The following is an 18,558-nucleotide window of genomic DNA, read 5'->3' on the forward strand; positions in this document are numbered from 1 at the left end:
TCAGATCGCTACGCGCTCCTCCCGGCTTAGCGTCCGCCGCCCGTCTGGGCTCGCTGCCGTCGCCCGGGGACGACGGAGTCGTCATCCGGGGCCGGAGGGCGCGTCAGATCGCTACGCGCTCCTCTCATCTCGGCGTCTGGCTGCCGTCTGGGGCTGATACCTGCGCCCAAGGACGATGAAGTCGTCATTCGGGCTCCCCGGCGCGCCTGATCGCTACGCGCTCCTCATATCTCGGCGTCCGGGGGCCGTCTTGGCTCTCTGACCGCACCAGACGACGAGTGGCAGGGCATCCCAGCCCACGACCACCCCTGGACGCCGAGAAATGAGGAGCGCGTAGCGATCTGGGGCGCCGGGAAGCCCGAATGGCGTCCTGATCGTCCTTTCGTGCGGGTATCAGCCCCAGACGGCTGCCCGACGCTGGGAAATGAGGAGCGCGTAGCGATCTGACGCGCCCACCCGCCCCGGATGACGATCCCGTCGTCCTTGGGTGCGGGCAGAGAGCCCAGACGGGCGGCGGACGCTAAGCAGAGAGGAGCGCGTAGCGATCTGACGCGGAGGGCGGCCCCGAATGCGGCTGACGGGGGCCGGATGCCCGGTCTGCCGGCCCCCGACCATCCCGACTGCTCCCTGATCCGGCCGGATGTCTCACGTACATCCGTCCCGTTTCTTTGGGGGTTTCCCGGCAGTCTTCGTTTTTCCGTGGCGGGACGGTCTGTCAAGGGTGGCCGAAGGCCATCGCGCAGCGACGCGACGAAGGAGCGCCCTTGACAGGCCGGCCCGACACGGAAGGACGATGAGACTGACGGGAAAGCCCCAACCCCTCCCTGAGACCGCCCCGCCGAGACCCGGTCCCCCCGACCCCGCCCCGCCCCCTCACCCCTCCAGCAGGCGTCCCTTGGCCCGGGTGAACTCCTCGGGGGTCAGCAGGCCCTCCCGGGTGAGGTCGGCCAGTTGGGTGAGCTCCGCGACCAGGGTGCCCTGCGGGGTGGGGCCAGGCGCGGGGGCGCGGGGCGGGGAGGTCGGCCACGGCCCCGGGCGGGACAGGGCCTCGGCCTCCGCGCCCTCCGCGCCCTCCGCCCGCCCGGCCGTGCCCTCCGCCTCCGCCTCCGCCGCCCCCGCCTCCGCCAGGGCCTCGGCCTCGTCCTCCGCGAAGGCCTCCGCCAGGGCTTCCTCGGCGGTGTCTCCGGCCCGCCCGGGCTCCGCGTCCTGGCTCCACTCCGCCGCTCCCGCCGCCCGCCGCAGCAGGCCCCGCAGCAGGGGGCGGCCCGGCGGGCGGGTCGCCGCCGTCACCGTCACGTTCACCGGGCGGATGAACATCAGGCCACCACCTCGACCCGCTCCGCCGGGATCCGGACCGAGCCCACGATCCGTCCGCCCGCCGCCCGTACCGCGACGGCCGCGTCCTGTGCCCAGACGTGTTCGACCACCAGCAGCAGCGCGCAGCTGCCCCGGTCCAGGAGCTCCGCCGCCTCGCGCACGTCCTCCGGGCCGATGAGCCGGGCCACGTCACGGCCCGCCAGGAGGCCGCGCAGTTCCACGAACTCGTCGAACTCCGCCGCCAGCACCTGCCCCGACGCCGTCTTCGTCGTGACGAGGCCGTCGATGAGCCGCACCACCCCGGTCTTGCGCAGTCCCATCACGGCCTCGACCGCCGGGACCCGGAGCTGTTCCTCCGGGAAGGCGAGGACGATGAATTCCACAGGTCCCATAAGGCTCGGCTCCCGCTCCTCGCAATGGCACTCTCGACCGTTTCTGACGACTCTTCGGCAGACTATGGCATAACCGGACATAGGGGTGCTTGGCTTGCTACGTTTCCCGTATGCCCCCGCCAGCCCTGACGGCGAAGGTGACGGAGCCGGAACCCGCTCCGCCCCCGCTCCCCGGCGTCCGCTCCCCCCGACGCCGGGGCATCGAGCTGACGCTCCTCGCCGGAGCCGTCCTGATCTGCGCGCTGGGCCACGCCTACGTGGGCCTCGCCGGCGGGGTGCCGACCTCCACCCCCCGCTACGCGGCCGGGCTGGCCGGGGCCGCGCTGCTCGCGCACCTCGCCGTGCGGATCCGGGCCCCGTACGCCGACCCGGTGCTCCTCCCCATCGCCGTGCTCCTCAACGGCCTCGGCCTGGTGTTCATCGAGCGGCTCGACCTCGCCACCCCGGGCGAGGCGGGGGCGGGGGACCAGCTGCGGTGGTCGGCGCTGGGGGTGGGGCTGTTCGCCCTCGTCGTCGTCGGGCTGCGCGACCACCGCGCGCTCCAGCGGTACGCCTACCTCTCCGTCACCGCCGCGCTCGCGCTGATGCTCGTCCCGGTCTTCTTCCCGGCTGTCAACGGCGCCCACATCTGGATCCGCTTCGCCGGGTTCTCCTTCCAGCCGGGGGAGTTCGCCAAGATCCTGCTCGCCGTCTTCTTCGCCTCCTATCTCGCCGCCAACCGCACCGCCCTCGCCCTCACCGGCCGCCGGCTCTTCTGGAAGCTGCGGCTCCTGCCCGGCCGGGTCCTCGGGCCGATCCTCGCGATCTGGCTGCTCAGCGTCGGGGTCCTCGTCCTGGAGCGGGACCTCGGCACCTCGCTCCTCTTCTTCGGCCTCTTCGTGATCATGCTGTTCACCGCCACCGGCCGGATCGGCTGGATCGCCGTCGGCCTGGTGCTCGCCGCGCTCGGCGCGTACGCCGTCGGAATTCTGGAACCGCACGTCCACAGCCGCGTCCAGGACTGGATGAATCCTTTCGCCTCCATCGAACGCGGCGAAGGCCCCGGCCAGCTCGCCCAGTCCCTCTTCGCCTTCGCCGCCGGCGGTCTCCTCGGGGCCGGCCTCGGCCACGGCCACTCCTTCCTCATCGGCTTCGCCGCCAAATCGGACTTCGTCCTCGCCACCGCGGGGGAGGAGCTCGGCCTCGTCGGCCTCACCGCCCTGCTGCTCCTCTACGGGCTCCTCGTCTCCCGGGGCTTCCGTGCCGGGCTCGCCCTGCGCGACCCCTTCGGGCGGCTGCTCGCCACCGGGCTCGCCTCGATCGTCGCCCTCCAGGTCTTCGTCATCGCGGGCGGGGTCACCGGGCTGATCCCGCTCACCGGCATGGCCATGCCCTTCCTGGCGCAGGGCGGCTCCTCCGTCGTCACCAACTGGATCATCGTCGCGCTGCTGGTCCGGCTCAGCGACACCGCCCGCGGCGCCGGGGTGGCCGGATGATCCGCTACATCCGCTGGTGCGCGTACTTCTGCGTACTGCTCCTCGCCGCCCTGCTGGTCAACGTGGCCCGCGTGCAGGTCTGGGAATCCGCCGCCTACGGCGCGAACCCGGCCAACAAGCGCCCCGCCATCGAGCGCTACGCCCAGCCCCGAGGCAACCTCCTCGTCGACGGCCGGCCGGTCACCGGCTCCCGCGACAGCGGCCAGCTGCTGCGCTACGAGCGGACCTACACCGACGGCCCGCTGTACGCGCCCGTCACCGGCTTCTCCTCGCAGACGTACGGGACCAGCTTCGTCGAGCGCGCCGAGGACGCCGTGCTGGCCGGCACCGACCCCGGGCTGTCCGCCTTCCCCCTTTGGTACGACCTCGCGCGCGGCCGCCCCGACGGAGGCGACGCCGCGACCACCCTGCGCGCCGCGGTCCAGCGGGCCGCCTACCGGGGGCTCGGCGGCAAACGGGGCGCGGCGGTCGCGCTGGAGCCGGCGACGGGGCGGATCCTGGCCCTGGTCAGCAGCCCCTCGTACGACCCGGGTCTGCTCTCCGGGACCGGTGCGAAGGTCAAGGAGGCCTGGTCGCGACTGAACGCGGACCCCGCCAAGCCGATGCTCAACCGGGCGCTGCGCGAGACGTATCCGCCGGGCTCCACCTTCAAGATCGTGACGGCGGCCGCGGCCCTGGACGCGGGGGTGGTCACGGACGTGGACGCCCCCACCCGCACCCCGGATCCGTACACCCTCCCGGGCACCACCACCCTGCTGCCGAACGCGGGGACGGGCTGTGAGGACGCCTCGATGGCGGAGGCGGTGCAGTGGTCCTGCAACACGGTGATGGCCGGCATCGGGGTGCGGGTGGGTCTGCGCGGGATGGTGGAGGCGGCGGAGCGGTTCGGCTTCAACGACGAGGGGCTGCGGGTGCCGTCCTGGGTCTCGCGGTCGAACTTCGACACCGACATGAGCCCGGACCAACTGGCCCTGTCCGCGATCGGGCAGTTCAACACCAAGGCCACGCCGCTGCAGATGGCGATGGTGGCGGCGGCGGTGGCCAACGGCGGCGAGATCGAGATCCCCTGCCTGGTGGACCGTACGACCCGGCACGGCGGCGGCCTGGTGCGGCGCCCGGCCCCGCGCACCCTGGGCCGGGCCATGAGCGCGCCCACGGCCGTGCGGATGCAGGAGCTGATGGTGAAGGTGGTGGAGGAGGGTACGGGGCGCAACGCGGCGATCCCGGGCGCGCGGGTCGGCGGCAAGACGGGCACGGCCCAGCACGGCGTCGGCAACGCGGGCACGCCCTACGCCTGGTTCATCGGCTGGGCGGCCGCGGAGGGCGCGCCGCAGCCCGCGGTGGCGGTCGCGGTGGTGGTGGAGGACGCCTCGGCGGTGCGCGGCGACATCAGCGGCAACGGCGCGGCGGCCCCGATCGCCCGCACGATGATGCGGGCGGCCCTGGCCGGCCGGTGAGACGGGGGGCCCGCCGCGTCCATCGGGTGGAACCGCGACCGCGCGGGCGCCCGCGGGCGGAGGCCGGCAGAGCCCTAGGGGGTGTCCGCAAAGTAGCGTCGGCCGCCCGCAGGGCGTGCCGGGCGTCGCGGGGCAGGCGGGACTTTGCGGACACCCCCTAGGACACCTCTTGGCCCTGCGCGCCCTCCTGGACGGTGGCCTCCACCTCCGCCACGCGCTCCCGCTCCTCGGCCGCGAAGCGTTCGCGGTCGAGGGCTTCGGCGATCTCCTCGTCCTGGGTCATCAGCAGGTCCAGGTTGGAGTCGCCCATGTCGAAGACGCCCATGTCCAGGTAGGCCTTCTGCAGCCGTTCGCCCCACAGCCCGATGTCCTTGACGCAGGGCACGATCCGGCTGAAGAGCAGCCTGCGGAACAGGTGCAGGAACTCCGACTGCTCGGAGAACTCCTCCGCCTCCCGGCGCGGGATGCCGAAGTTCTCCAGGACCTCCACCCCGCGCAGGCGGTCCCGCATCAGGTGGCAGCCCTCGATGACGAACTCCTCGCGCTCGCGCAGTTCGGCGTCCGTCAGCTGCCGGTAGTAGTCGCGCAGGGCCATCCGTCCGAAGGCCACGTGCCGGGCCTCGTCCTGCATCACGTAGGCGAGGATCTGCTTCGGCAGCGGCTTGTCCGTCGTGTCGCGGATCATCCCGAACGCGGCCAGCGCCAGCCCCTCGATGAGCACCTGCATGCCCAGGTACGGCATGTCCCAGCGGGAGTCGCGCAGGGTGTCGCCGAGCAGCCCCTGGAGGCTGTCGTTGATCGGGTAGAGCATCCCGACCTTCTCGTGCAGGAAGCGCCCGAAGACCTCGGCGTGCCGGGCCTCGTCCATGGTCTGGGTGGCGGAGTAGAACTTGGCGTCCAGGTCCGGCACGGACTCCACGATGCGCGCCGCGCACACCATCGCGCCCTGCTCGCCGTGGAGGAACTGGCTGAAGTTCCAGGCGGCGTAGTGGCGGCGCAGCTCGCCCTTGTCCTTCTCGGTGAGCTTGGCCCAGTGCCGCGTCCCGTACAGCGTCAGCACCTCGTCGGGAGTGCCGAGCGGGTCGTACGGGTCCACCTCGACGTCCCAGTCGATGCGCTTGGCGCCGTCCCACTGCTTGTCCTTGCCCTTCTGGTAGAGCGCGAGGAGGCGTTCGCGGCCCTCGTCGTACTCCCAGCTGAAGCGGGCCGAGCCGGTGCTGGGCACCTGCCAGACGCCCTCGCCCGGGGCCGTGGTGTAGAGCTCGTGCGTCGACACTGACGCCTCCTCGTCTCACGTGCTGCCGTACTGCCGTACAGGACTGGACAGTTGGCAGCGTCACACGTTGGTAGACACGGGGTCAACAAGTCGTGCGCGGGGGATTGACGACCTTGCTGACAAGCAGTCTTATAAGAGATGACCGCCGGTAACCCGACCGCCGAGGTGCCCCAAGCCATGACGACCGTGACGCAGCGAGCCGCGCTGAGGGACGCCCTCGGCCTCCTCAAGGACCGCGAACAGATCGCCGAGCGCCTGCTCGAATCCTCCGCCAAGCACTCCTTCGACCCCGACAAGGAGCTCGACTGGGAGGCCCCGCCCGTCGACGGCAAGTACTACTGGCCGCCCGAGCTCCTCTCCCTCTACGACACCCCGCTGTGGAAGAAGATGGGGGAGGAGCAGCGCATCGAACTCTCCCGCCACGAGGCCGCCGCCCTCGCCTCGCTCGGCATCTGGTTCGAGATCATCCTCATGCAGCTCCTCGTCCGGCACATCTACGACAAGCCGCTGACCAGCAACCACGTCCGCTACGCCCTCACCGAGATCGCCGACGAGTGCCGCCACTCGATGATGTTCGCCCGCATGATCCAGACGGGCGGCGCCCCCGCCTACCCCGTCTCCCGCGCCAACCACAACCTCGCGCGGATCCTGAAGACGATCTCCACCACCCCCGGTTCCTTCGCCTGCACCCTCCTCGGCGAGGAGATCCTCGACTGGATGCAGCGCCTCACCTTCCCCGACGAGCGCATCCAGCCCCTCGTCCGCGGCGTGACCCGCATCCACGTCGTCGAGGAGGCCCGGCACGTCCGCTACGCCCGCGAGGAGCTGCGCCGCCAGATGCTCACCGCCCCCCGCTGGGAGCGCGAACTCACCCGGCTCAGCTGCGGCGAGGCCGCCCGCGTCTTCTCCCTCGCCTTCGTCAACCCGGCCGTCTACGACAACGTCGGCCTCGACCGCCGCGAAGCCGTCGCCCAGGTCAAGGCCAGCGGCCACCGTCGCGAGGTCATGCAGACCGGCGCCAAGCGGCTCACCGACTTCCTCGACGACATCGGCGTCCTGCGCGGGCCCGGCCGCCGCCTGTGGAAGAGCTCCGGCCTCCTCGCGTAAGCCCCCCGCGCGCCGCACCGTACGTCTACGCTGCGGACATGACCGTGCGCACCGTACGCGCCTACCGCCGGCTGAGCGTCGAGGAGCGGCGGGCCCAACTCCTCGACGCGGCCCTGTCGCTGTTCGCGCACCGGGCCCCCGAGGAGATCTCCCTCGACGACGTCGCCGAGGCCGCGGGCGTCTCGCGGCCGCTGGTCTACCGCTACTTCCCCGGCGGCAAACAGCAGCTGTACGAGGCCGCCCTGCGGTCGGCGGCGGACGTCCTGGAACTGTGCTTCGCCGAACCCCAGACCGGCCCCCTCACCGGCCGGCTCTCCCGGGTCCTCGACCGCTACCTGGCCTTCGTCGACGAACACGACGCCGGCTTCGCCGCCCTCCTCCAGGGCGGCAGCGTCGTGGAGACCTCCCGCACCACCGCCACCGTGGACGGCATCCGCCGCGCGGCCGCCGAACAGATCCTCCTCCACCTGGACGTCCCCGCCCCCGGGCCCGGCGCCCGGCTCAGGATGATGGTCCGCACCTGGATCACGGCGGTCGAGGCCGCCTCCCTCATCTGGCTGGACGAGGGCAAACAACCGGAGGCGGCCACCCTGCGCGACTGGCTGGTCGACCAGTTCATCGCCCTCCTGACCGCCACCGCCGCCACCGACCCCGAAACGGCCGGCGCCGCCCGCGCCGCCCTCGCCCTGGAACGCCCGGACGGCCCGGCGGGCATCCTCGCCCGCCGCGTCATCCCGGTGGTCTCCGAAGCCGCCCACCTGCTGTGAGACTGGTGGGGTGAAGAGCGCACCGACCCCCTTCGAGGGCGGCCCGATGGACGGCCGGGTCCTCCCGATCCTCCTCGGCCCGACGGGACACCCGCCGAAGTGGTACGAGATCCCCGTCCCGGCGGCCGACGGCGGACCGCCGACCGTCCTGCTGTACGAGCGGGTGCCGTCGGGGTACACGAAGCGGCTGGGGCTCCAGAAGGGCTGGAAGTACGCGTACCGCCCGACGGGCGAGAAGCCGAGGCTCGGCCTGCCCTGGCGCAAGCGCCCGAAGCGCGACGAGCCCTGAGCGGCGGGGCGGAACCCGGCCGGCCCGGGCCCGGCCCGCCCCGCCGCGCCCTGCGCGTCCGCGCCGCTACGCGCCCGGCAGCGTCAGCACCGCCAGTGCGCCGCCGCCCTCCGCCGTGCGGAAGTCCAGTCCGGCGCCGATGGCCTCCGCCTGGCCCGCCGCGATCGTCAGACCCAGCCCGTGGCCCTTGCCCCCGCTGCGGAACCGCTGCGGCCCCCCGTCCAGCAGGTACTGCGGGTAGCCGTCCCCGTGGTCCCGTACCGAGACCACCGGCCCGTCCACCGTCACCACCACCGGAGCCCGCCCGTGCCGGTGCGCGTTCACCACCAGGTTGCCCAGCACCCGCTCCAGCCGCCGCCGGTCCGTCTCCACGTGCGCGTCCCGGACGACCACCACCTCCGTGTCCGTCCCCGACGCCCTGACCACCCTGCGGGCCAGCCGTGCCAGCTGGTGCAGATCGGTGTCCACGCGCTCGGTCCCGGAGTCCAGCCGGGAAATCTCCAGCAGGTCCTCCGTCAGCTGCCGCATCGTGCGCACCCGCTCGCGGACCAGTTCCGTCGGCCGCCCCTCCGGCAGCAGCTCCGACGCCGCCTGCAGGCCGGTCAGCGGGGTACGGAGCTCGTGCGCGACGTCGGCCGTGAACCGCTGCTCGTTCTGCAGCTTCCGCTGCAGGGTCCCCGCCATCGTGTCCAGCGCTCCCGCCACCGTCGACACCTCGTCCGGGTGCCGTGAGGGGTCCTCCGCCCGCGGGTCCTCGACCCGCGCGTCCAGGTCCCCCTGGGTGATCCGCCGTGCGACCGTCGCCGTCTGGTGCAGCCGCCGCGTCACCCGCGTCACCGCGAAGGCGCCGACCAGCAGGGTCCCGCCGATGGCCAGCACCGACGAGCCGATGATCGCGTTGTCCAGCCCCCTGATGGTGCGCGCGCTCTGCCCGTAGTCGACGGTCGTGGCCAGCGCCCGCCCGTCGGCCGGCGCCGCCGCCCACATCACCGGCCGACCGCGCCGGTCCTCGGCCACCATGGTCCCGCGCCGCCCGCTCACCGCCAGCGCCCGCAGCGACGGCGGCAGCCCCGCGGGGTCGAGCCCCGCCCCGCGCGGCAGGGCCTCGCCGGCCTCGTACGCGCGGGTGGCGTCGTGCAGCCTGCCCAGGGCCTTGTCGCGGGCCGTGGCGACGGTCTGCCGGGTCACCTCGACGTGCACGAGCACGCCCAGCACCACCGCGAGCGAGCAGCACATCCCCACGATGAAGCACACGGACTTCCAGGTCAGCGAGGCCGTCCAGGCGGGCAGCAGCCGTCTCACGGCGCATCCCGCGTCCCCGGCGCGGGCGCCGGGGTCCGTGCGGAACCGGCGCCGGAGCCGCCGGCCGGCCCCGCGGGCACCCGTACGATCTCCTCCCGCGCCGGCAGCATGGTCCGCTGCTTCTCGTCCCACGACCACGCGGTGATCAGCTCGTACCCGGGGTTGCCGCTCGGCACCCGCAGGATGACGTCCTGTCCGGCCAGCTCCACACCGATCACGGTCTGCGTCGTCGCCATGATCCGGTTGAGCCGCCCGTCCGCGTCCGCCGTGTACACGCGTACGGACATCATCCGGTCGGGGAACTCGATCCCGACCACCACCTCGTCCTTGCCGTTCCCCGTCAGGTCCCGGTAGTACGGCGACCGCACCGGGCACGCCCCCGGCGCCTGTCCGTCACTCCCGCACGCCCGGATCGCGGCGGCGGTCTCCGGCGGCATCCCGTCCGGGCCCACGGAGATGTCCGGATGCGCCCGCAGCTCGGCCTGCACCAGGGCGACCGGATCGACGGAGTGCACGTCCTGCCCGGTGACCGGCGGCAGGCCCGGTACGTACTCCGGCGGCGCGCCCCCGGGGTCGGCGGGCGGCACGTCGGCGCCCTTGCGCTCGGGCCACAGGTGTACGGGTCCCCGCGCCGTCGGGGTCGGCCCGGCGGCCGCGAGCCCGCCGGTGTTCCCGCAGCCGGCGGCCGGCGCCAGGAGCAGCACCAGCAGCGCGGCCGTACGGAGGGAAGGCGTGCGCACGGGGCGGGCTCTCCTCTCCGGCGGGGATCGGCGGTCGTCGGGACGTCGTCCCGACCACCTTATGCGGAGATAAACCCCTTTTAGGATTTCCGTTGCGAGCGGCGGCGGGCCGTACGCGCCGCACGCCGGGCGCCGCCCCGAGGGGTCAGCCGTCCGTGCGGCCCCGGCGCAGCATGGCGAAGCCGAGTCCGGCCGCGCCCACGGCCGCGATCCCGCCGCCGGCGGCGAGCAGCAGCACCCCGTCGCCCGGCCCGTCGGCCAGGGTGTTCAGCCGCAGGGCCTCGGCCGTGCCGGCGGTGTGGTGGGTCTCGGCGACGGCCGGGACCACCTGGCCGGCGCCGTGGCGGGTCGCCGTCTTGTGGCCGTCGCCGGCCACCGCGTGCGAGCCGTCCTGCGCCGGGGTGTCGCCGACCCAGGAGGAGAGCCGTCCGTCGGGCCGCAGCGCGGCGTGCAGCTCGCCGGCCCCGCCCACGCCCGTGGTCCCGTCGCGGCTGGTCAGCGTCGCCACCGTGGCGCCCGCGCGCACGATCTCCGCCTGGTAGGCGTCCTTCGCGAGGCGGTACACCTTGGCGGTCGACCGGCCGTCCGCGAGGGAGAGGCTGCCGACGAGGGTCCGCTGCACGCCGGCGGCGGACGCGGCCGGAACCCCGTCGGCGAGCGCGGCGGCGGTGGGCAGCGCCAGCAGGGCCGCGGCGCATGCGGTCACGGCGGTGGCGCGAACGATGGTGCGGCGGCTGACGGTGTCCACGGGAGGTCCTTCGGGGCGGGCGGTGCGGGCAGGTGGCACCAACGTAGGGGCGGGCTGTTGCGGTAGCGCACTGGCCTTGTAACAGGAAGGCAGCAGCGAGCCGACGGAGCTGTTACATGTCCGAGGGATTGCCGAGGGCGGCGGCGCCTGCTCCCATGGACGGCGGGGGTGAGGCGGATGCGCGGACTCAAGGTGCTGCCGAGCGGACGGCCCGGCCGCGGCCGGCTCTACGTCAACCGGCCCGACGGCCGTGCGGTGGCCTGGTACGACCGGCAGACCAACCGGATCAGCGTCCTCTCGGACGACCACGACCTGCGTGAGGCCGTACTCGCCGCGCTGCGCCCGTACCTGGGCGGGGACTGGACCATCGGCCCGCCCCCCGTCCCCACCGCGGCCGAACTGCGCCGCCTGCACCTCCCCCCGGACCGCGACCTGGCCCCGAACCGTCCCGGCGAAACCCTGCTCGGGGAACTGGAGTTCGGCGCGCCGGGCGGCGGCAGGGCCCGGCACCGGATGCGCCGCCGGCTGCTGGCGCTCCAGCGCGCGGGCGCGGAGCTCGACCGGCTGGAGGCCACGGACTGGCGGGTCGTGCACGACGTCCCCCTGCCGGGGCTCGGCCTGCTGGACCACCTGCTCATCGGGCCGCCGGGCGTCCTCGCCCTCCGGAGCGTCCCGGGCCGGCGCCAGCGGGCCCAGGTGGGCGATCTCCTCCTCACGGTGGGCCGGGGCACCCCCACCCCCGACCCCCGGTGGATCCGCCGGGCGGCGGCCCGCGCGGCCCGCGTCCTGGCGTCCCCGGTCACCCCGGCCCTGGCCGTGGCGGACGCCTCCCGGGTGGAGACGGCCCCGACCCTCCGGGACGTCCTGGTCCTCCAGCCCCCGACCCTGGCGGCCACGCTCCGCGCCATCCCGGCGACCCTCAAGGCCCCGGACGTCGAGGCCCTGTTCACGCTGGCCCGCACGGCGACGACGTGGACGGGCTGAGCGGACGGGCCGCCGGGAGGCAACCCGTCCGGCGGTAACCCGCCGAGGCCGGGCCGGGCCGAGCCGAGCGGTGCCGAACGGTGCCGTGTCGAGCGGTGCCGTGGCGAGCGGGGCCGAGCCGAGCGGGGCCGAGCCGAGCGGTGCCGTCCCGTAGTCCCTCAGGCCGAACTCCGCTTCCGCGGCGCGGCCTTCTTCGCCGTCCCGGCCCGGGCCCCGGCCGCGGTCTTCTTCGCGGTCGCCGCCGAGGTGGACTTCGCCGTGGCCTTCGCCGTGGACTTCGTACTCGAAGCGGCCTTCTTGGCGGCCGACTTGCCGGCCGTCGTCTTCGAAAGGGACTTCCTCGCGGTGGACTTCGTGGCGCCGCTGCTCTTGCGGGCCCCCGACGCGGTCGACTTCTTCCCGCCCACCGCCTTCGGCGCCGCCGCCGTCTTCCTCCGGATCGGCGTGACCTCGGCCTCGCCGCCACCCTCGCCGCCGCCCGCGCCGGTGTCCTCGCCCCGGGAGGCCCGGGCCGCCCGCACGCTGCTCTCCAGCGCCGCCATCAGGTCGATGACCTGCCCGCCGGCCGGCTCCACCACGGCCTCCGAGGGCTCGAACGCGCCGCCCGCCTTCGCCGTGATCATCGCCTCCACGGCCTCGCGGTACTCGTCCCGCAGGGAGGAGAGCTCCACCTCCCCCAGCGTGGCCATCAGCGCGTCCGCCAGGTCCAGCTCCGCCTCCCGCACCGAGACCGACGCCTCCGGTGCCACGCCCTCCGGCGTGCGGATCTCGTCCGGCCACAACAGGCCGTGCATGGCGATGACGTCGTCCACCACCCGGAGCATCCCCAGCCGCTCCCGCCCCCGCAGCGCGAACTTGGCGATGGCCACCTTCCGGCTCCGCTTCAGCGCCTCGCGCAGCAGGGTGTAGGGCTTCGCGGCCGTGGCCCCGTTCGCCGCCAGGTAGTACGCGGAATCCATCTGAAGGGGATCGATCTGGTCGGCCGGCACGAACGACACGATCTCGATCGTCTTCGCCGTGGCGATCGGCAGCTGCGACAGGTCCTCGTCCGTGATCGGCACGATCGACCCGTCCGCCTCCTCGTACCCCTTCCCGATCTCGTCCGACGACACCTCCTCGCCGTCCAGCTCGCACACCTTGCGGTAGCGGACGCGCCCGCCGTCCGTCACGTGGATCTGGCGGAAGGAGATCGAGTGGCTCTCGGTGGCGTTCACGAGCTTGATCGGGATGCTGACCAGGCCGAAGGAAATCGCCCCATTCCAAATGGATCGCACGGTTCCTCCTGATTCGTGGCAATCTCATCGTATGACGCCGATCACGTTGGTGGAGGGGCGTCGCATCGCGCTCAGCAACCTGGACAAGGTCCTGTATCCGCGGACCGGCTTCACCAAGGGCGAGGTGCTGCACTACTACGCCACCGTGGCGCCTGCCCTCCTCGCGCACATCCATGACCGCCCGGTCTCCTTCCTTCGCTATCCGGACGGCCCCGACGGCCAGCTGTTCTTCACCAAGAACCCGCCGCCCGGCACCCCCGCCTGGGTGAAGACCGCCCCCGTGCCCCGCTCCGAGGACCCCGGAGCCGAACAGGTGCTCGTATCCGACCTGCCGGCCCTCGTCTGGGCCGCCAACCTGGTCGTCGAGTTCCACGTCCACCAGTGGCCCGCCGCCAGCCCCGCGGTCGCCGACCGGATCGTCTTCGACCTCGACCCCGGCCCGCCCGCCACCATCGTCGAGTGCCGCCCCGTGGCCCTCTGGCTGCGCGACCGCCTCGCCGCCGACGGGCTGCACGCGTACGCCAAGACCTCCGGCTCCAAGGGCCTGCACCTGTCCGTCGCCGTGGAGCCGACCCCGTCCGCCCGGGTGTCCGCGTACGCCAAGCACCTCGCGCAGGAGGCCGAGGCGACCCTGCCCGGCCTCGTCGTGCACCGCATGGCCAAGGCGCTGCGCCCCGGCAAGGTCTTCGTCGACCACAGCCAGAACGCCGCCGCCAAGACCACCGCCGCCCCCTACACCCTGCGCGCCCGCCCGCGGCCGACCGCCTCCGCCCCGGTCACCTGGGCCGAGGTCGAGGCCTGCCGTGACCCGGACGACCTGGTCTTCCTCGCCGACGACATCCCGCCCCGCCTCGACCGCGACGGCGACCTCCTCGCCCCCCTCCTGGACCCCGCCCTGGCCGGCCCGCTCCCCGGGGCCTTCCGATGACCCCGCCGCCCGTCCGGGTGGCCCTGGCGGCCTCCGTGCGCAGCCTGCCGCGCGGCCCCGGCCTGGCCTACGAGCCGAAGTTCGACGGCCACCGGATGGTCGTCCTGCGCACGGCCGAGGGCGTCGTGCTCCAGGCCCGGTCCGGCCGCACCGTCACCGCCGCCTTCCCCGATCTGGTGGCGGCGGCGCGGCAGTTGCCGGCCCGGACGGTCCTGGACGGGGAGGTGGTCGTCTGGCACGACGGCCGCACGGAGTTCGCCCTGGTCCAGCGGCGCGCGGCGGCCACCCCGGCGAGGGCCGCGTCCCTGGCCCGTACGCTCCCCGCCTCGTACGCGGCGTTCGACGTCCTGGAGCTGGCCGGGCTCGACGTGCGCGCCCAGTCCTACGAGCGCCGCCGCGCCCTCCTGATCGACCTCCTCGCCCCCCTCGGGCCGCCGCTGCAGCCGGTGCCGATGACGACCGACCCGGAACTGGCGGAGACCTGGTACGAGACCCTGCCCGCGAGCGGCATCGAGGGGCTGGTCGTCAAACGCCTGGACCAGCCGTACCCGTCGGGCCGCCGGGCCTGGCGCAAGCTGCGGCACACCAGCGTCCGGGACGCGGCGGCGATCGGCTACACCGGTACGGCGCGCCGCCCGCTCGCCCTCGTGCTCCTCCTGCCGGGGGAGGACGAGGAGACCCCCCTGGTGTCGAGCCCCCTCGCACCGGGCCTGCGGGCCGACCTCGTGGCGGCCCTGCGGGGCGCGGTGGCCCCGCCGCCACCCCCGCGGCCCCCGACGGTCACGGCGGTCGGCCTGGGCGAAACCCCGTACACCCCGCTGGACCCGCCCCTGACGGCCGAGGTCCGCCACGCCTCGACGCGGCACCCGCCACCGGAGGTGCTCCGCCTCCGGACAGACCTCTGACCCGCACCCCCGGGGGGCACGGGTCAGAGAGCCGTCAGGCGTGGGCGCCGCGGCCCGCGTCGGGCGGTGCGCCGGGCTGCGGGTGCGGTCCGGGGCCGGTGACGGGCTTGTACCCGGACTCCCGCTCGGCCCGTACCTCGTCGGGGTGCTCGGAGGTGCGGGAGCCGAAGTTCCCGTACCCCTGCATCTCGTGCGGCCTCAGGCCGCCCTCGGGGATCTCCACGTGGTCCCTTTCCTCGCGGACCTCGTGCACGGCGCCGCCCTCGGGCAGGTGCGGCTGGCTCTCGGGAGTGGGCGGCGGCGGCTCCTTGGCCCGCACCCGCTGCCCCAGCTTGAACCCGGCGAGCAGGAACCCCGCGATGACGATTCCGACGATGAAGAACCACGCACTGCGGGAAAGGGTCGCGTCGACGCTCAGGATCATGTCCATGAGTGTTATTTTCCCGTTTTCACACCTTTTTCACGCCCCGCCCCCAACAATCTGACCTGCTACCGCAGCGGCCCGTCGGAATCACGCAGGCCCCGGGCGTCCCGTCCGCCGAGCACCCCGAGGATCTCCGCGCAGATCGCCAGGGCCGTCTCGGCCGGCGTCCTGGCCCCCAGGTCGAGCCCGATCGGCCCGTGCACCCGTGCCAGCTCGGCCTCGCCCACCCCGGCGGCCACCAGCCCCTCCCGTCGCCGGGCCGTGGTCCGCCGGGACCCCAGCGCACCCACGTACGGAATGCCGAGCGCCAGCGCGGTCCGCAGGCTCGGCACGTCGAAGTCCGGCTCATGGCTGAGCAGCACCAGGCAGGCGGCGTCCCGGTGCTGCCCGAGCACCTTCTCCGCCTCACCGGCCCCCTCGACCACCACGGACTCCCAGCCCAGCAGCGCGGCCTGCGCCCCGATGACCTCGGCCAGCTCACCACCGCCGCCGATCACCACGTACGGAGCGGACGGGTACGCCTCGACGAGGACCAGCCCCGACCCCCCGTACAGCGCGTCCCGCCCCGGCCGACGGGTCCCGAGCAGCTCCCCGGCCCGCCGGCCCGCGTCGTCCACCGGCACGTCCCCGGCCCGTACGACCTCGCTCACGGCGGCGTCCGCCCCCTCGCTCAGCCGCGTCACCAGCGCCACCCCGGCCCCCGTCCCGAGCAGCTCCCACCACTCGGCCGGAACCGTGGACAGCGGCTGCAACAGCACCTCCGCCTGCCCGCCACAGGTCAGCTTCGCCTCGGTGGCCTCCCCGGTCCCGACCGACACCTCGCACACCCGGGCACCGCCCCCGGCCCCCACGGCCCCCGCCTCGGCCACGAGCTCGGCGTCGAACACCCCGCGGTACAGGGCCCCCACGCACTCACCCCGCGCGTCCACGAGCACGGCCCCGGCGGGATCCCGGGGCCCGAACCCCTGCTCGGTCACCGGCCGCGCCAGAAACGCCACCCGCCCCTCGGCCACCCACTGCCGCGCCGTCTCCGCAAGCCCACGCATCCCGTCGCCCCATCCTCTATGCGCCATCACGCCGCAAAGCACCTGGTCAACGGCACTAAGCGGCCTCAAATCCACCCTACGCACCCGAGAACCCCCCACCACCCCCCGAACACACAGACCCTGCCCCACCCCCTCGTACGGTCCACCGGAACCTTTGAGCGGTACCGGCCGTGCGTGACCGGTCGCGAGTGACGCGGGCCGCCCGCCGTGTCGTACCGCGCCCCATCCGCGCCCTCGCGACCCACCCGTCCTGACCGGTTCCCGCCCTTTGCAGCAGCCGCTGGACTGTCGACCCTCCCTGTATGGGGGACTTCCAGGAGGAACCGCGCCGGCTCGGACACGGGCAGCCGCACTGTCCGCACTGCGGCCTGCCGGTGGACCGCGTGGCGACGCTGGATCACGACTGGGTATTGCTGGAGCCGGACATGACACCCCTGGCCCACGTCGTGCCGGCGCAGCACCGCTGGATCGTGCTGTCCGACGGCCGGGTCACGGTCTACGGTGTCTGCCCGCCGGACCCGGCCCAGCGCTGCCGCGTCGAACACCGCCTCGCCTGCGCGGCCCAGCCCCTCCCGGACCTCTGGCCCTGGCTCACCACCCTCCGCACCGAAAACGCCCGCCGCGCCCGGCGCCGGGAGGAGTCCGCGCGGGAGTGGCCCGACGCGGGCTGACGGAAACAGCCCGCCGGGAGAGCCGGCGGGCCGTCGGACGGGGGTCAGGCCAGAGTTCCAGGGCCGGCCCACGTCCCCCCGGGCTCCGGGTGCGGGAGAGGCTCGTCGCCGGTCGGCGGGTTGCAGGGCGCGACGAAACATTCCCGCTGGTGGGAGGGGATGTGCTGCGGCTGCCCGTCCTTCCCGTGCCCGCTGCCGCCCGGCGGATTGCAGGGCGCGGCGAAGCACTCCCACTGCTGCCCGACGGCGGCCACGTGCGGCCCGCCGTGCACGGCGGCGAACGCGGCGACGTTCAGCAGGGCGCTCCCCGCGGCGATGACGGTCGAGGCGGCGAACACGAAGAGTCGACGGCTCCAGAACGGCTGCTCGGACATGGGAATCCTCCTCCAGTAGGAAAGGGGAGAGAAGGAGCCTCAGCCCCTTCCCCGCCCCACCTCCAGTAGGCCCCGACTCCGCCACCGGGTCAGGCCCCGGATTCCCGTGTCTTGACACCTCACGAAAAGGCGGCCGTCACGCGTCCGCGCGGTGCCTCGCCCACTCCGTGGCCGAGAAGCAGGAAGCCAGCCACAAGGCCTCCGGCAGGTTGAGGATGACCCCGCTGACGCAGGGGATCGGTGAGCTGTGCCGCAGCTCCTCGGGCCAGTCCTGGCCGAAGGGCCCGAGGGCCGAGCCACCCGGGATGAGCAGCCCGGCGGGGCTGATCGGGACGGGCTCCCAGTCGAGGTCGCTGTGGAGGAGGGTGGCGCAGGGCTCTCCGGGGCGCTGCCAGAAGATCAACTGCTCCTCGAACTGGTTGACCCAGTGCAGGACATGGTCCGAGCGGCCGAAGGCGACCCCCGCCATCTCTCCGAGGTGGGCGAGCACGGCGTTCCGGCCCCGGTATCCACCGACGTACGCCCGGGCCTTGTCGACGAAGGCGGGGAGAGAGGTGTCGTCGAGGACCGCGCTGGTGGGCAGCTTGATGGTCCGCGTCCGACGGCCCCGGTGTTCTCCGAGACGGAGTTGCTCGGTGGCGTTCGCCCAGTGCAACCGCCGCGTGTCCGGGTCGAAGACCACGCAGAACACGGGGACGTTCCCGTTCGCCCACGTTTCGGCGTGCTGCCGCACCGGCACGCCATAACCGTACGACCGCCGCCACGAGGTGCCCCCCTTCACCTGGACTTTGATGACGTCGTTGGTCACGCGACCGGCGTCGGTGAAGGTGACGAACAGGTCCTCGCCGTAGTCGTTCTGCCCCGAGATCTCCTCCACCACGTGGTCGTGGCTCTGGAGAAGGGTGCGCACGGCGTTCACGGCCGCCTGCTCCACCCGCCGCCCGCGGGGAACCGTCGTCATGTTGCCTCCCCACGATGTGCCCGTCCGAGCACGGTGCGGGGCCCCGGCGGGAGTTGGCTGCGCATACGCGAAGACCCCGTCTCCAGCATGCGCGCTGGTGGCGGGGTCTTTGGGCACTTCC

General features: G+C 73.7%; 20 protein-coding genes. 9 read left to right on the plus strand and 11 right to left on the minus strand.

Annotation, left to right across the window (positions count from 1 at the left end; all coding sequences use genetic code 11):
- Positions 1-873: 873 nt before the first annotated feature.
- Complete coding sequence (locus ACZ5NJ_RS29285; RefSeq protein WP_468768660.1) at positions 874-1,317, minus strand: SHOCT domain-containing protein; 444 nt, start codon at positions 1,315-1,317, stop codon at positions 874-876.
- Complete coding sequence (locus ACZ5NJ_RS29290) at positions 1,317-1,709, minus strand: DUF6325 family protein (RefSeq protein ID WP_468768662.1); 393 nt, start codon at positions 1,707-1,709, stop codon at positions 1,317-1,319. Before ACZ5NJ_RS29290 ends, ACZ5NJ_RS29285 begins: the two co-directional genes overlap by 1 nt.
- 110 nt (positions 1,710-1,819) lie before the next feature.
- Between ACZ5NJ_RS29290 and ACZ5NJ_RS29295 the strand changes: the two genes are divergently transcribed.
- Positions 1,820-3,184, plus strand: a complete 1,365-nt coding sequence (locus tag ACZ5NJ_RS29295; RefSeq protein WP_468768663.1) for an FtsW/RodA/SpoVE family cell cycle protein — start codon at positions 1,820-1,822, stop codon at positions 3,182-3,184.
- Entirely contained in the window at positions 3,181-4,641 is a 1,461-nt protein-coding gene (locus tag ACZ5NJ_RS29300; RefSeq protein WP_468768666.1) for a penicillin-binding transpeptidase domain-containing protein, read from the plus strand. Before ACZ5NJ_RS29295 ends, ACZ5NJ_RS29300 begins: the two co-directional genes overlap by 4 nt.
- A gap of 157 nt (positions 4,642-4,798) precedes the next feature.
- On the opposite strand, the gene ACZ5NJ_RS29305 is transcribed toward ACZ5NJ_RS29300, so the two are convergent.
- A complete protein-coding gene (locus ACZ5NJ_RS29305; RefSeq protein ID WP_468768667.1) occupies positions 4,799-5,917 on the minus strand; it encodes a ferritin-like domain-containing protein in 1,119 nt (372 codons plus the stop codon).
- A 177-nt stretch (positions 5,918-6,094) separates the two neighbouring features.
- On the opposite strand from ACZ5NJ_RS29305, the gene ACZ5NJ_RS29310 reads away from it, so the two are divergent.
- The 3 genes from ACZ5NJ_RS29310 to ACZ5NJ_RS29320 are packed head-to-tail and all read left to right on the plus strand — an operon-like array spanning position 6,095 to position 8,080.
- Positions 6,095-7,024: an AurF N-oxygenase family protein gene (locus ACZ5NJ_RS29310; protein ID WP_468768669.1), complete on the plus strand. Its 930-nt coding sequence runs from the start codon at positions 6,095-6,097 to the stop codon at positions 7,022-7,024.
- Positions 7,025-7,062: 38 nt separating this feature from the next.
- On the plus strand, positions 7,063-7,791 hold the full coding sequence (locus tag ACZ5NJ_RS29315) for a TetR/AcrR family transcriptional regulator (RefSeq protein ID WP_468768671.1): 729 nt from the start codon (positions 7,063-7,065) through the stop codon (positions 7,789-7,791).
- Between the two features lie 10 nt (positions 7,792-7,801).
- Positions 7,802-8,080 carry a hypothetical protein gene (locus ACZ5NJ_RS29320; RefSeq protein WP_468768673.1) on the plus strand — a complete coding sequence of 93 codons (279 nt, stop codon included), beginning with the start codon at positions 7,802-7,804 and terminating at the stop codon, positions 8,078-8,080.
- A gap of 66 nt (positions 8,081-8,146) precedes the next feature.
- Here the strand turns inward: ACZ5NJ_RS29320 and ACZ5NJ_RS29325 are convergent, their stop codons facing one another.
- The 3 genes from ACZ5NJ_RS29325 to ACZ5NJ_RS29335 all read right to left on the minus strand — a co-directional run bounded on the left by ACZ5NJ_RS29325 (position 8,147) and on the right by ACZ5NJ_RS29335 (position 10,870).
- Positions 8,147-9,382 carry a histidine kinase dimerization/phospho-acceptor domain-containing protein gene (locus tag ACZ5NJ_RS29325; RefSeq protein ID WP_468768675.1) on the minus strand — a complete coding sequence of 412 codons (1,236 nt, stop codon included), beginning with the start codon at positions 9,380-9,382 and terminating at the stop codon, positions 8,147-8,149.
- Positions 9,379-10,122: a hypothetical protein gene (locus ACZ5NJ_RS29330; RefSeq protein WP_468768677.1), complete on the minus strand. Its 744-nt coding sequence runs from the start codon at positions 10,120-10,122 to the stop codon at positions 9,379-9,381. The genes ACZ5NJ_RS29325 and ACZ5NJ_RS29330 overlap by 4 nt, the downstream gene beginning before the upstream one ends.
- Before the next feature lie 145 nt (positions 10,123-10,267).
- Entirely contained in the window at positions 10,268-10,870 is a 603-nt protein-coding gene (locus ACZ5NJ_RS29335) for a hypothetical protein (RefSeq protein WP_468768679.1), read from the minus strand.
- 177 nt (positions 10,871-11,047) lie between these two features.
- Here ACZ5NJ_RS29335 and ACZ5NJ_RS29340 point away from each other — a divergent pair, with 177 nt between their 5' ends.
- Entirely contained in the window at positions 11,048-11,854 is an 807-nt protein-coding gene (locus ACZ5NJ_RS29340; protein WP_468768681.1) for an NERD domain-containing protein, read from the plus strand.
- 158 nt (positions 11,855-12,012) lie between these two features.
- Here ACZ5NJ_RS29340 and ku read toward each other — a convergent pair whose 3' ends face one another.
- Positions 12,013-13,128 carry a non-homologous end joining protein Ku gene (ku, locus tag ACZ5NJ_RS29345; RefSeq protein WP_468768683.1) on the minus strand — a complete coding sequence of 372 codons (1,116 nt, stop codon included), beginning with the start codon at positions 13,126-13,128 and terminating at the stop codon, positions 12,013-12,015.
- Between the two features lie 31 nt (positions 13,129-13,159).
- Between ku and ligD the strand changes: the two genes are divergently transcribed.
- Both ligD and ACZ5NJ_RS29355 read left to right on the plus strand, forming a co-directional pair.
- Positions 13,160-14,056, plus strand: a complete 897-nt coding sequence (gene ligD / locus ACZ5NJ_RS29350; protein WP_468768684.1) for a non-homologous end-joining DNA ligase — start codon at positions 13,160-13,162, stop codon at positions 14,054-14,056.
- Positions 14,053-14,961 (plus strand): ATP-dependent DNA ligase, encoded by a 909-nt coding sequence (locus tag ACZ5NJ_RS29355; protein WP_468768686.1) that lies wholly within the window; start codon positions 14,053-14,055, stop codon positions 14,959-14,961. The genes ligD and ACZ5NJ_RS29355 overlap by 4 nt, the downstream gene beginning before the upstream one ends.
- A 34-nt stretch (positions 14,962-14,995) precedes the next feature.
- Here ACZ5NJ_RS29355 and ACZ5NJ_RS29360 read toward each other — a convergent pair whose 3' ends face one another.
- Positions 14,996-15,391 (minus strand): DUF6479 family protein, encoded by a 396-nt coding sequence (locus ACZ5NJ_RS29360; RefSeq protein WP_468768688.1) that lies wholly within the window; start codon positions 15,389-15,391, stop codon positions 14,996-14,998.
- Positions 15,392-15,450: 59 nt separating this feature from the next.
- The gene (locus tag ACZ5NJ_RS29365) at positions 15,451-16,431 is read right to left on the minus strand and encodes an XdhC family protein (RefSeq protein WP_468768690.1); all 981 of its coding nucleotides are present in this window, start codon (positions 16,429-16,431) and stop codon (positions 15,451-15,453) included.
- 302 nt (positions 16,432-16,733) lie between these two features.
- On the opposite strand from ACZ5NJ_RS29365, the gene ACZ5NJ_RS29370 reads away from it, so the two are divergent.
- Complete coding sequence (locus tag ACZ5NJ_RS29370) at positions 16,734-17,102, plus strand: DUF6083 domain-containing protein (protein WP_468768692.1); 369 nt, start codon at positions 16,734-16,736, stop codon at positions 17,100-17,102.
- Between the two features lie 44 nt (positions 17,103-17,146).
- On the opposite strand, the gene ACZ5NJ_RS29375 is transcribed toward ACZ5NJ_RS29370, so the two are convergent.
- Both ACZ5NJ_RS29375 and ACZ5NJ_RS29380 read right to left on the minus strand, forming a co-directional pair.
- Complete coding sequence (locus tag ACZ5NJ_RS29375; protein ID WP_468768693.1) at positions 17,147-17,476, minus strand: hypothetical protein; 330 nt, start codon at positions 17,474-17,476, stop codon at positions 17,147-17,149.
- Between the two features lie 136 nt (positions 17,477-17,612).
- Positions 17,613-18,437: a DUF4365 domain-containing protein gene (locus ACZ5NJ_RS29380; protein WP_468768694.1), complete on the minus strand. Its 825-nt coding sequence runs from the start codon at positions 18,435-18,437 to the stop codon at positions 17,613-17,615.
- Positions 18,438-18,558 lie beyond the last annotated feature (121 nt).

It is taken from the genome of Streptomyces sp. NPDC032091, from assembly GCF_055580265.1.